We start from the raw sequence: 10,113 nt of genomic DNA on the forward strand, positions 1-10,113 counted from the left end.
CTTTAGATTTCCAGCGGCTTGGGCTGCTGGGCGGTGTGGGGATGCTCAGCACCACCGTACACCTTGAGTTTCTTGATCATGGCGTAGCCCAGCGGGCCCTTGGGCAGCATGCCCTTGACGGCCTTTTCCAGCGCGCGGCCGGGGTGCTTGGCCTGCATGTCGCGGAAGTTGGTGCCGTAGATGCCGCCGGGGAAGCCCGAGTGGCGGTAGTAAATCTTGTCCAGGGACTTGGTGCCCGTGACTTTGATCTTGGCGGCGTTGACGATGACGATGAAATCACCGGTATCGACGTGGGGCGTGTAAATGGCTTTGTGTTTGCCGCGCAGACGGAGGGCCACTTCGCTGGCGACCCGACCGAGCACCTTATCGGTGGCGTCAATCACAAACCACTCGTGCACCACGTCAGCGGGTTTGGCGCTGAACGTTTTCATGGGATGACAGAGTTTTGGTTTGGCAGGCCCTTTTCCACGGTCGGTGTTTCTCTGAAGGAAACCTCTTAGGTGGGAGTGCGCGCACGGCTCGCACCGTGCACAGAACTTCGCCGCGGGGCCCAAAAATCGCTGCGAAGCCCGCCATTATATGAAATTGGCAGGCCAGTTGCAAATCGGCTCCGGCCACAGCCCATGTCCCACGGCGCGGGGCAGGCGGTTACCATCCCCCCCATGTTCAGTTACCGACACGCCTTCCACGCCGGCAACCACGCCGATGTGCTCAAACACATGGTGCTGGTCGCCACGCTGAAGTACCTGGCCCAGAAGGACACCGCGCTGACCGTGGTGGACACCCACGCCGGCGCCGGCCTGTACCGGCTCGACCAGGACCAGGCCCAAACCTCGGGCGAGGCCTCGGGCGGTGTGCTCAAGCTGCGCGCGGCCCTGGCCGGCACCGATCCGGCGCAGCTGCCCGAAACCCTGCGCGACTACCTGGAGATGGTGGGCCGCTTCAACGACGGTGGCGCCTTCAAGCACTACCCGGGCTCGCCCTGGATCGCCCACGCGCTGCTGCGCCCGCAGGACAAGCTCAAGCTCTTCGAGGTCCATCCGACCGACGGTCGGCTGCTGACCCGCAACGTCGAAGGCCTGGGCGCCGGCAAACAGGTCGAGGTCTTGCGCAAGAACAGCTTCGAGAGCCTGAAATCGCTGCTGCCCCCGCCCAGCCGCCGCGGCCTGGTGCTGATGGACCCCAGCTACGAGCTCAAGACCGACTACGACGAGGTGGTGGCCTGCGTGCTGGACGCGCTCAAGCGCTTCCCCACCGGCACCTACGCCATCTGGTACCCGGTGATCGCGCGGCCCGAGGCCCACGCCATGGCCAAAAAGCTCAAGACCCTGAGCACCCAGCACCAGCGCGCCTGGGTGCAGGCCGAGCTGGCGGTGGGCCACACACCCGACGGCACCCCGGTGAAAACGGGCGCCCGCCCGGCCACCCAGATGCGGGCCAGCGGCATGCACATCATCAACCCGCCCTTCACGCTCGCCGCCCAGCTGCGCGAGGCCCTGCCGCTGGTGCTGTCGCACCTCAAGGGCAAAGTGGGCGCAGGCTGGACCGTCGAACACGGCGGCTGAAAAACAAAAGGCCGACCCGCGGACGGGTCGGCCTTTTGCAGGGCAGGCGGGAAGGCTCTCAGAACTTCCAGCCCAGGCCCACGCCGAACAGCACGGGGTCAACCTTGAAAGTCCCCGCTTTGACGCCGCCAGCGCTCACGTCGGTCTTGATATAGACCTTCTTGACATCGATGTTCAGGTACATGTCCTTGGCCACGGGAATGTCCACGCCGGCCTGCAGGGCGAAGCCGAAGCTGTTGCGCTTGACATCGGCCGCGCCGCCCAGCACGTTGACCGAGCTGAAGCGGGTGTAGTTCAGGCCGGCGCCCACGTAGGGCTTGAAACCGGTGGCGTCGAAGTGGTACTGCACGGTCAGCGTGGGCGGCAGGTGCTTGAGCGTGCCGATGGCTGCGCCGTTGGAGTAGACGGTGTGCTTCTGCGGCACGGTGAGGATCAGCTCGGCCGCGACGTTCTTGTTGAAGAAGTAGGTGAAGTCGACCTCGGGCAAGGTCTTGTTGTTGACCGTCAGGCCCAGGCCGGTGCTGTCGGTGTTGGCGCTGTTGAGGTGCACGGCGCGTGCGCGCACCAGCAAGTCGCCGGCCTTGAAGTCCTGCGCCATGGCGGCGCCCGAAACGGTGGCGGCACAGGCGGCCGCAGCGATAAGCATCTTGTTCATGATGGTGTCCGTACCCTGTTGGTAGCGATGTCGGGAAGATCCCCGGTCACCATTACAGGCCGCGCCCGGCGGCCGCCATTTGACCCAGATCAAGGCCGTCCGGCCGCCGCGGCACGGGCTTGATCTGGATCAAACGCGCACGCGGTTCAGGGCTCGATCAGTTGCACTTCCGAGACACCGTGCTGCCGTATGCCCAGGGCCTCGGCCGCCGCGTGGCTGAGGTCGATGATGCGGCTCTTGAGGTGCGGGCCGCGGTCGATGATGCGCACCAGCACCTCGCGCCCGGTCTGCAGGCTGCGCACCAGCACCTCGGTGCCGAAAGGCAGGGTCTTGTGCGCCGCCGTCAGCGCGTTCTTGTCGTAGCGCTCGCCGCTGGCGGTCAGCCGCCCATGGAAACGGTTGGCGTACCAGGAGGCCTGCCCCTGCTCCAGCACCAGGGGCGCGGCCGGCACGCCCACCAGTCGGTCCAGCCCGTCCTGCCACATCGGCAGGGGCATGTCACGCGCCGCGTCCGGCGCCCGCTCCGCGCCAGCCGCCGGCTGCAATGCCACCAGGGCCAGCAGCAGGGCGAGTGACATGCGCGTCCACATGGCGGGCTCCGCTTACACCAGCGCCAGCCGGCGCGCGATCTCCAGCGTGGCGGCGCTCTGGTTCATGGTGTAGAAGTGGATGGCCGGCACGCCGCCTCGGCGCAGCTGGTCGCACAGCTCGCTCACCACGTCCAGGCCAAAGGCCTTGATGGACGCCGTGTCGTCGCCGAAGGCCTGCAGCCGCAACCGTATCCAGCGCGGGATCTCGGCGCCGCAGGCGTCGGAAAACCGCATCAGCTGCGTGGAGCTGGTGATGGGCATGATGCCGGGCACAACCGGGATGTCCACGCCCAGGCGGCGCGCTTCGTCCACGAAACGGAAGTAGGCATCGCTGTTGTAGAAATACTGGGTGATGGCCGAATCGGCGCCGGCGCGGGCCTTGGCCACCAAGGCCAGCAGATCGGCCTCGGGCGACTTGGCCTGGGGGTGCACTTCCGGGTAGGCCGCCACCTCGATGTGGAAGTCGTCGCCCGTTTCGGTGCGCATGAAGGCCACCAGATCGCTGGCGTAGTGGAACTCGCCACCCAGGCCGTAGCCGCTGGGCAAGTCGCCGCGCAGGGCGACAATGCGCTGGACGCCCATGGCCTTGAGTTGTGCCAGCTGCGTGCGCACGGTGTCGCGGGTGGCGCCTATGCACGAAAAGTGAGAGGCCGCATCCACGCCTTCGGCCAGGATGTCGCGCACCGTGTTGAAGGTGCCGTCCTGGGTGGAGCCACCGGCACCGTAGGTGACCGAGCAGAACTCGGGCTTGAGCGCGTAGAGCTGCTGGCGCACGCCGCGCAGCTTCTCGGCGCCCTCGGGCGTTTTGGGGGGAAAGAATTCAAGACTGATGGGCAGGGCCATTCAAGCCTCCTTGTATTTTTCTGCAAAGACAAAAAATTCGCGGTTGCCGTCGCCACCGGCGATGGGGCTGTCGTACCAGCCGCGCAGCCGCAAGTGCAGCGCGGCGCAGGCCTCGCGCAGGCGTTGCTCGACCAGCGCGTACAGCGCCACATCGCGCACGATGCCGCCCTTGCCGATCTGCTGCGGCTGCAATTCGAACTGTGGCTTGACCAGCATCAGCAACACACCACCCGGGCGCAGCAACGGCACCAGCGCAGGCAGGACCAGGGTCAGCGAGATGAAGGACAGGTCGCCCACCACCAGGTCGAAGCCCTCGCCCACGACCGTGGGCGACAGCTCGCGTGCGTTGCACTTTTCGATGCAGCGCACGCGGGCATCGGCCCGCAGCGACGGGTGCAGCTGGCCGTGGCCCACGTCCACACCGGTGACCTGGGCCGCACCTTGCTGCAGCAGGCAGTCGGTGAAGCCACCGGTGGACTGGCCCACGTCCAGGCAGGTCCAGCCCTGCACGTCGAGCGCGGCGGCGCGCAAGGCGCCTTCAAGCTTGAGGCCGCCGCGCGAGACATAACGCGACTCGGCGTTGTCCACCAGCTGCAGCTCCACCGTCTCGCGCAACTCGTCGCCGTTCTTGGCCACGGTTTTCCAGTCGCCCGCGCCCAGGCGCCAGCGCACGCCCGTGGCGATCAGCCGCTGGGCCTGCGAGCGCGAAGCGGCCAGGCCACGTTCGACGAGGAGTTGATCAGCACGCATGGTGGAGTGCCACAGGCAGACCCCAGGGCGCCGCGGATCCGGCTCCGCCGGTCCGCCAGCGCCGCTCCCTGGGGGGTGACGCCAAAGGCGGCGCGGGGGGTGTGTCAATACCGATACGTGTCCGGCTTGTACGGGCCCTGCTTGGGCACGCCAATGTACGCGGCCTGCTCGTCGCTCAGCTCGGTCAGCATGGCGCCGACCTTCTTCAGGTGCAGGCGCGCGACCTTTTCGTCCAGGTGCTTGGGCAGCACGTAGACCTTGCCCACGTCGTAGCCTTCGGGGTGGCAGAACAGCTCGATCTGGGCGATGGTCTGGTTGGCGAAGCTCGACGACATCACGAAGCTGGGGTGGCCGGTGCCGCAGCCCAGGTTCACCAGGCGGCCCTTGGCCAGCAGGATGATGCGCTTGCCGTCCGGGAAGATCACGTGGTCGACCTGGGGCTTGACCTCTTCCCACTGGCATTTCTCTTCGAGCTTGGCGACCTGGATCTCGTTGTCGAAATGGCCGATGTTGCAGACGATGGCCTGGTCCTTCATGGCAGCCATGTGCTCGAAGGTGATGACATCACGGTTGCCGGTGGTGGTGACGAAGATGTCGGCCTTGTCGGCGGCCCATTCCATGGTCACGACCTTGTAGCCCTCCATTGCCGCCTGCAGGGCGTTGATGGGGTCGATCTCGGTCACCCACACCTGGGCACTCAGGGCGCGCAGGGCCTGGGCCGAGCCCTTGCCCACGTCGCCATAACCCGCCACCACGGCCACCTTGCCGGCGATCATGACGTCGGTGGCGCGCTTGATGCCGTCCACCAGCGACTCGCGGCAGCCGTAGAGGTTGTCGAACTTGCTCTTGGTGACCGAGTCGTTGACGTTGATGGCGCGAAACATCAGCGTGCCCTTGGCCGACATTTCCTTCAGGCGGTGCACGCCGGTGGTGGTCTCTTCGGTCACGCCGATGATCTGCGCACTCTTGCGGCTGTACCAGGTGCTGTCCTGGGCCAGCTTGGCCTTGATGGCAGCGAACAGGATGGTCTCTTCCTCGCTGCCGGGGTTGGCCAGCACGGACAGGTCCTTCTCGGCCAGCTTGCCCAGGTGCATCAGCAGCGTGGCGTCGCCGCCGTCGTCCAGGATCATGTTCGGGCCTTCGCCCTCGGTGCCCTTGGCGCCGAAGTCGAAGATGCGGTGCGTGTAGTCCCAGTAATCGACCAGGGTTTCGCCCTTGACGGCGAACACCGGCGTGCCGGCGGCGGCGATGGCGGCGGCGGCGTGGTCCTGGGTCGAGAAGATGTTGCAGGAAGCCCAGCGAACCTGTGCGCCCAGGGCTTGCAGGGTCTCGATCAGCACCGCCGTCTGGATGGTCATGTGCAGCGAACCGGTGATGCGCGCGCCCTTGAGGGGCTGCTTGGCAGCGAACTCCTCGCGGATGGCCATCAGGCCGGGCATCTCGGTTTCGGCGATGCGGATTTCCTTGCGGCCCCAGTCGGCCAGACCGATGTCGGTGATGACACAGTCGGTGTTGACGGGGTGGATGCGTGCGTTCATGTGGTGTGCTCCAAAACGAGTTTGAGAACCACTTGCCGGGGGAGAGAAAAGCGCTCACCACACAGGAAGTGGATGAGCGTCGTTGCGAATCTGAACCCCGAGCCTCACACGGCGCCAGATCGGCCGCGCTGCAACGCTCCTCGGAGGAGGCCGGATTTTAGCGCAGACTGCGCCAGACGTTGACGGCGAACAGCAGGACCGAGACCCCGACCACGATGGACGTGATGCCCAGGACCGGCTCGATGGCGGTGTTGCCCAGCATCACCAGCGTGAGGGTGATCAGCAGGATCACCGCGCCCACCTGGTGCAGCCAGAACTGGATGCGCTCGAGCCGGGCATTGAGCCGGTCGCCGAAGTGCAGCACATAAAAGCCGATCAGGGCCATGGACGCCCAGCCCAGCAGGTTGATGTGGGCGTGCACCGGTTTGAGCGTGTGGTCGTGCGATGCGCCCATGTAGATGCCCAGGCTGACCCCGATCACGAAATACACCACGGCCGCCTTCAGCCACGCGATGGCTTGCTTGTTCATGGTCCAACCCTCCAGTTGATGAAAGAGACCGCAGCATAGTGAAAAAATCACTTTGTGACAAATTGCAAAATCGCCTCGGCTATGCTGGCGCCCCATGTTTGCCCTGACCGACTGGCCCGCCGCCGAACGCGCCCACATCCGCGGTGTGTTCACCGACATCGACGACACGCTGACCCGCGACGGCGCCATCGAGCCGGCGGCCCTCCAGGCCCTGGCCGATCTGCGGCGCGCCGGCCTCGCGGTCTATGCCATCACCGGCCGGCCGGTGGGCTGGAGCCTGCCCTTCGTGCAGGGCGCGGTGCCCTGGCCGGTGAACGCCATCGTGGCCGAGAACGGCGCGGTCGCGCTGCTGCCGGGTGGGGGACGCCTGTACCAACAGGACACCGTCACACGCGAGGCCCACTTCGCCCGCCTGCAGCGGGTGCTGGCCCGCATCGAACACGAGGTGCCCGGCGCCCACCGCGCCACCGACAGCCCCGGCCGCGAGACCGACATCGCCATCGACCACAGCGAATTCACCCACCTGCCCGAAGTGGCCATCCAGCAGGTGGTGGCCCTGATGCGCGCCGAGGGCCTGAACGCCACGGTGAGCAGCATCCACGTCAACGGCTGGCTGGGCGGGCACAACAAGCTCGAAGGCGCGCGCTGGATCCTGCGCGAGACCACCGGGCGCGGGCTGGACGACGAGCTGGACCGCTGGGCCTACGTGGGCGATTCAACCAACGACCAGCTGATGTTCGCCCATTTCCCCCACAGCGTGGGCGTGGCCAACATCGCGCGCTTCGTTCCGCAACTGCAGCACCTGCCCCGTTATGTGGCGGCGGGCGAGCGTGGCCAGGGCTTCGCCGAGGTGGCGCGGGCACTGCTGGAGGCGCGCGCGTGAGCGAACACCCGCTGCCCACCCACCACCACGCCGGCCCCCCACCGGCCCACGCGGGGCGGGGCCTGGTGGCGATTTTTGGCGCCACCTTCTGCGAGCTGGTCGGCGTGTTCATGCTGTCGCCCCTGCTGCTGCTGCGCCTGAAAGACGGCGGCATGGCCACCGCCACCGCCGGGCTGTTCGCAGCCACCAGCTGGCTGGGCATCTTCCTCATGACCCCCATGGCCTCGGCGCTGACCCGCCGGCTGGGGCGCCGGCCCACGCTGTGGCTGTCAGCCCTGATCCCGGTGCTGACCTCCACCGGCTTCCTGCTGAGCCCGAACGCCGGCCTGTGGTTCGTGCTCTACCTGGTGGCGGGCATGGCCGGCGGGTTGCGCTGGGTGCTGGCCGAGGCCATCGTGGCCGAGTTCTCCAGCGCGCGCCAGCGCGGACGCAACGTCGGCCTGTTCGAGACCATGGTCGGCACCACCTTCGTCATTGGACCGGCCCTGCTGGCCTGGGTGGGCGCGCAGAGCGAAGCCGCGCTGTGGTGGGCCATGGGCTTCATGGCCTTGGGCCTGGGCTGGAGCCTGCTGATCCCTGCGCTGCCCCCCGCCACCGACGCGGCCGACGCCCGCGTGGGCCTGGGCGGCGTCTGGCACGCCCTGCTGGCCCACCCGATGGTGATGGGCATCGGTTTCATCGGCGGCTTTTTTGAAAGTGGCCTGACCGCCATGCTGCCGCTCTACGGTCTGGCCCTGGGCCTGGGCGCCACCGCGGCCGCGCTGCTGGTGTCGGCCAGCGGCCTGGGCAGTGCGCTGATGATGCTGCCGGCCGGCGAACTGGCCGACCGCATGGGCCGCCACCCGCGCCAACGCTGGGGCAACGCAGCCCAGAGCCGGCGCCGGCTCATGCGGGTGTGCGCCGGGCTCACGCTGCTGGCCACCCTGGTCATTCCCTTCGTGGCCGGCACGCCGTGGCTGGCCGCGCCGGTGGCCTTTGTCTGGGGCGGCGCCGGCGGCTGCCTCTACACCCTGGTGATGATCGACATCGGCTCGCGCGAAAGTGGCATCACCCTGGTCAACAGCACGGCCGTGCTGGTGATGTCCTACACCCTGGGCGGCGTGCTGGCGCCGGCCCTGGGCAGCGCGGCGCTGCAGTGGTCGCCCACGCTGGGGTTCCCGGCCTTGCTGCTGGGGGTGGCCGGCGCCGGCTACGCGCTGCTGCGGCGCGGCGCGCCGGTTCAAACGTAGGGCGTGGTTTCCAGATGGGCGTCACAACCCACGCCGGCCGCGATCCAGCGCGGGGCCAGCCGGCGCAGCAGCGGCGCGGCCCAGCGCCAGCCGGGGCGCAGCACGGCCTGGGGTTCGGTCAGGGCGCCACATCGGTAGGCCGCGTCGGCCTCGCTCCAGCGCAAGACCTCGCAGGCGCCCCGGCGCCGGCCCGACAAGACCACGCCCAGCGGGCAGGGCTCGCTGAGGCAACACAGGCCACAGCCGTTGCAGGGCGCGCCATGGGCCGGCTTGGGCGGGGCCTGCGGGTGGATCATCACCACCCGCTGCGCGGCCTTCACCACCGCAGCAGGCGGCGCCCGGCCAGCGCCCCCAGCGCCGTGGGCACCAGCATGCCCAAGACGTACCAGACGGCCAGGAAAGGCGCGTCCGACTCCGGGCAGTGCAGGGCATAGGCGGCGGCACCCACGCCACCCGCCAGCCAGCCCGCCGCCGCCCCCGCCCACACCGGCCGGGTGGGCGCCAGCCCGCGCAGGAACCAGAACACCGCCACCGCGACCGGCAAGGACGTCAAGGCCACGTTGACCGAGCACACACGCCAGGTATCGCCCCACAACATCGGCGCGCGCTGGACGGGCTCGGCCTGCCACCACACCAGCGCCGCCCACAGCCACAGCAGCAGCACGGGCGCCGCCAGCCCCCAGCGCAGCAAGCCCAGCCGCAACCCGGGATGGGCCAGCCGGAACACCGCCACCGCCCCCAGCGCGGCCACCGCCAGCGGCATGGCCAGCTTGAGCACAAAAGGCACCGTGAGGGCCACCTGGGCCAGGTCGCTCCGCAGGCCATGATGGACCACCACCCAGGCCAGCGCCAGCAGCACGCCGCTGCCCAGGGCCAGGGCCATGCGCCGTTCGCCCACGCGGCGCGGCACCGGCGTGGTGTCGGCGGCCAGCAGGCCGATCAGGTCATCGGTTTTCATGTCGTTTCCTTCCAGAGCCGGGCCAGGGCCTTGATGCCACGGTGCACACCCACCTTCACCGCCGACTCGGACATGCCGGTCAGGCGGGCGGTCTCGGCCACCGACAAGCCCTCGATCTTGGTGTGTTGTATCGGCAGCCGCTGGTGGTCGGGCAGGGTCTCCAGCAAACGGCCGATGTCGCGCTTCGAATCGGCGGCTTCGTCCTCCGGCGCCACCAGCCACTCGGCCGTGCTGTTGTCCGCGTCGTCCAGCGGATCGTTCAGCGCCTCGTGGCGCGCACGGCGCCGCCACAAATCCACCAGCTTGTAGCGCGCCAGCGCGTGCACCCAGGCGGTCAGCGGCTCGCCCGGCCGGTAGGTGTGGCGCTGCGCATGCACCGCCATCAGTGTGTCCTGCACGAGGTCCTCCACCTCGTCGGGCAGGCGCTGCAGGCGGCGTCGGAAATAGCCCCGCAGCAACGTGCTCAGGCGTTGCAGAAAAACCCGGTAGGCCGACGCGTCACCGTCCAGGCCCGCCAGCAACAGTCCTCTGAGTTCTTGCTCCATGGCGCTTGCCAGTTCAGTTCGCGTCATG

At 68.2% G+C, this 10,113-nt stretch carries 13 protein-coding genes and 1 riboswitch; of the genes, 3 read left to right on the forward strand and 10 right to left on the reverse strand.

The features are described from left to right. Positions 1–2: 2 nt before the first annotated feature. On the reverse strand, positions 3–431 hold the full coding sequence (rplM, locus tag AAHB17_RS06230; protein WP_342129638.1) for a 50S ribosomal protein L13: 429 nt from the start codon (positions 429–431) through the stop codon (positions 3–5). 231 nt (positions 432–662) lie between these two features. Between rplM and AAHB17_RS06235 the strand changes: the two genes are divergently transcribed. Next, complete coding sequence (locus AAHB17_RS06235) at positions 663–1,565, forward strand: 23S rRNA (adenine(2030)-N(6))-methyltransferase RlmJ (RefSeq protein ID WP_342129639.1); 903 nt, start codon at positions 663–665, stop codon at positions 1,563–1,565. A 58-nt stretch (positions 1,566–1,623) separates the two neighbouring features. Here the strand turns inward: AAHB17_RS06235 and AAHB17_RS06240 are convergent, their stop codons facing one another. From AAHB17_RS06240 to AAHB17_RS06265, 6 genes are all read right to left on the reverse strand, one after another. Next, positions 1,624–2,220, reverse strand: a complete 597-nt coding sequence (locus AAHB17_RS06240; protein ID WP_342129640.1) for an OmpW/AlkL family protein — start codon at positions 2,218–2,220, stop codon at positions 1,624–1,626. Positions 2,221–2,366: 146 nt separating this feature from the next. Next, positions 2,367–2,810, reverse strand: coding sequence for a septal ring lytic transglycosylase RlpA family protein (locus AAHB17_RS06245; RefSeq protein WP_342129641.1), 444 nt, complete (start codon positions 2,808–2,810; stop codon positions 2,367–2,369). Between the two features lie 12 nt (positions 2,811–2,822). After that, entirely contained in the window at positions 2,823–3,653 is an 831-nt protein-coding gene (gene metF, locus AAHB17_RS06250; RefSeq protein WP_342129642.1) for a methylenetetrahydrofolate reductase [NAD(P)H], read from the reverse strand. After that, a complete protein-coding gene (locus AAHB17_RS06255) occupies positions 3,654–4,403 on the reverse strand; it encodes a TlyA family RNA methyltransferase (protein WP_342129643.1) in 750 nt (249 codons plus the stop codon). It abuts the gene before it with no gap. 104 nt (positions 4,404–4,507) lie between these two features. After that, positions 4,508–5,941 carry an adenosylhomocysteinase gene (gene ahcY, locus AAHB17_RS06260; RefSeq protein WP_342129644.1) on the reverse strand — a complete coding sequence of 478 codons (1,434 nt, stop codon included), beginning with the start codon at positions 5,939–5,941 and terminating at the stop codon, positions 4,508–4,510. A 67-nt stretch (positions 5,942–6,008) separates the two neighbouring features. After that, positions 6,009–6,089: riboswitch (S-adenosyl-L-homocysteine riboswitch) on the reverse strand. A gap of 9 nt (positions 6,090–6,098) precedes the next feature. Then, the gene (locus AAHB17_RS06265) at positions 6,099–6,470 is read right to left on the reverse strand and encodes a hypothetical protein (RefSeq protein WP_342129645.1); all 372 of its coding nucleotides are present in this window, start codon (positions 6,468–6,470) and stop codon (positions 6,099–6,101) included. Positions 6,471–6,564: 94 nt separating this feature from the next. On the opposite strand from AAHB17_RS06265, the gene AAHB17_RS06270 reads away from it, so the two are divergent. Beyond that, entirely contained in the window at positions 6,565–7,353 is a 789-nt protein-coding gene (locus AAHB17_RS06270) for an HAD-IIB family hydrolase (protein ID WP_342129646.1), read from the forward strand. Beyond that, positions 7,350–8,582 (forward strand): MFS transporter, encoded by a 1,233-nt coding sequence (locus tag AAHB17_RS06275; RefSeq protein WP_342129647.1) that lies wholly within the window; start codon positions 7,350–7,352, stop codon positions 8,580–8,582. The genes AAHB17_RS06270 and AAHB17_RS06275 overlap by 4 nt, the downstream gene beginning before the upstream one ends. Here AAHB17_RS06275 and AAHB17_RS06280 read toward each other — a convergent pair. Genes AAHB17_RS06280 through AAHB17_RS06290 form a run of 3 tightly spaced genes read right to left on the reverse strand, consistent with a single transcriptional unit; the run spans position 8,573 to position 10,112 of the window. Next, positions 8,573–8,878 carry a hypothetical protein gene (locus tag AAHB17_RS06280; RefSeq protein ID WP_342129747.1) on the reverse strand — a complete coding sequence of 102 codons (306 nt, stop codon included), beginning with the start codon at positions 8,876–8,878 and terminating at the stop codon, positions 8,573–8,575. The two genes, AAHB17_RS06275 and AAHB17_RS06280, sit on opposite strands and share 10 nt — an antisense overlap. Positions 8,879–8,898: 20 nt before the next feature. Beyond that, a complete protein-coding gene (locus AAHB17_RS06285) occupies positions 8,899–9,540 on the reverse strand; it encodes a DUF1109 domain-containing protein (protein ID WP_342129648.1) in 642 nt (213 codons plus the stop codon). Beyond that, a complete protein-coding gene (locus AAHB17_RS06290) occupies positions 9,537–10,112 on the reverse strand; it encodes a sigma-70 family RNA polymerase sigma factor (protein ID WP_342129649.1) in 576 nt (191 codons plus the stop codon). Before AAHB17_RS06290 ends, AAHB17_RS06285 begins: the two co-directional genes overlap by 4 nt. Position 10,113: the final 1 nt, after the last annotated feature.

The organism is Hydrogenophaga sp. OTU3427, assembly GCF_038440225.1.
Classification (GTDB): domain Bacteria; phylum Pseudomonadota; class Gammaproteobacteria; order Burkholderiales; family Burkholderiaceae_C; genus Hydrogenophaga.

Excerpts from the sequence above, each read along its gene's own strand:
- AAHB17_RS06285 (WP_342129648.1), bottom strand. The coding sequence starts at position 9,540 with ATGAAAACCGATGACCTGATCGGCCTGCTGGCCGCCGACACCACGCCG.
- AAHB17_RS06255 (WP_342129643.1), bottom strand. The coding sequence starts at position 4,403 with ATGCGTGCTGATCAACTCCTCGTCGAACGTGGCCTGGCCGCTTCGCGC.
- AAHB17_RS06235 (WP_342129639.1), top strand. The coding sequence starts at position 663 with ATGTTCAGTTACCGACACGCCTTCCACGCCGGCAACCACGCCGATGTG.
- rplM (WP_342129638.1), bottom strand. The coding sequence starts at position 431 with ATGAAAACGTTCAGCGCCAAACCCGCTGACGTGGTGCACGAGTGGTTT.
- AAHB17_RS06245 (WP_342129641.1), bottom strand. The coding sequence starts at position 2,810 with ATGTGGACGCGCATGTCACTCGCCCTGCTGCTGGCCCTGGTGGCATTG.
- AAHB17_RS06280 (WP_342129747.1), bottom strand. The coding sequence starts at position 8,878 with ATGATCCACCCGCAGGCCCCGCCCAAGCCGGCCCATGGCGCGCCCTGC.
- AAHB17_RS06265 (WP_342129645.1), bottom strand. The coding sequence starts at position 6,470 with ATGAACAAGCAAGCCATCGCGTGGCTGAAGGCGGCCGTGGTGTATTTC.
- metF (WP_342129642.1), bottom strand. The coding sequence starts at position 3,653 with ATGGCCCTGCCCATCAGTCTTGAATTCTTTCCCCCCAAAACGCCCGAG.
- AAHB17_RS06290 (WP_342129649.1), bottom strand. The coding sequence starts at position 10,112 with ATGACGCGAACTGAACTGGCAAGCGCCATGGAGCAAGAACTCAGAGGA.
- AAHB17_RS06270 (WP_342129646.1), top strand. The coding sequence starts at position 6,565 with ATGTTTGCCCTGACCGACTGGCCCGCCGCCGAACGCGCCCACATCCGC.
- AAHB17_RS06240 (WP_342129640.1), bottom strand. The coding sequence starts at position 2,220 with ATGAACAAGATGCTTATCGCTGCGGCCGCCTGTGCCGCCACCGTTTCG.
- ahcY (WP_342129644.1), bottom strand. The coding sequence starts at position 5,941 with ATGAACGCACGCATCCACCCCGTCAACACCGACTGTGTCATCACCGAC.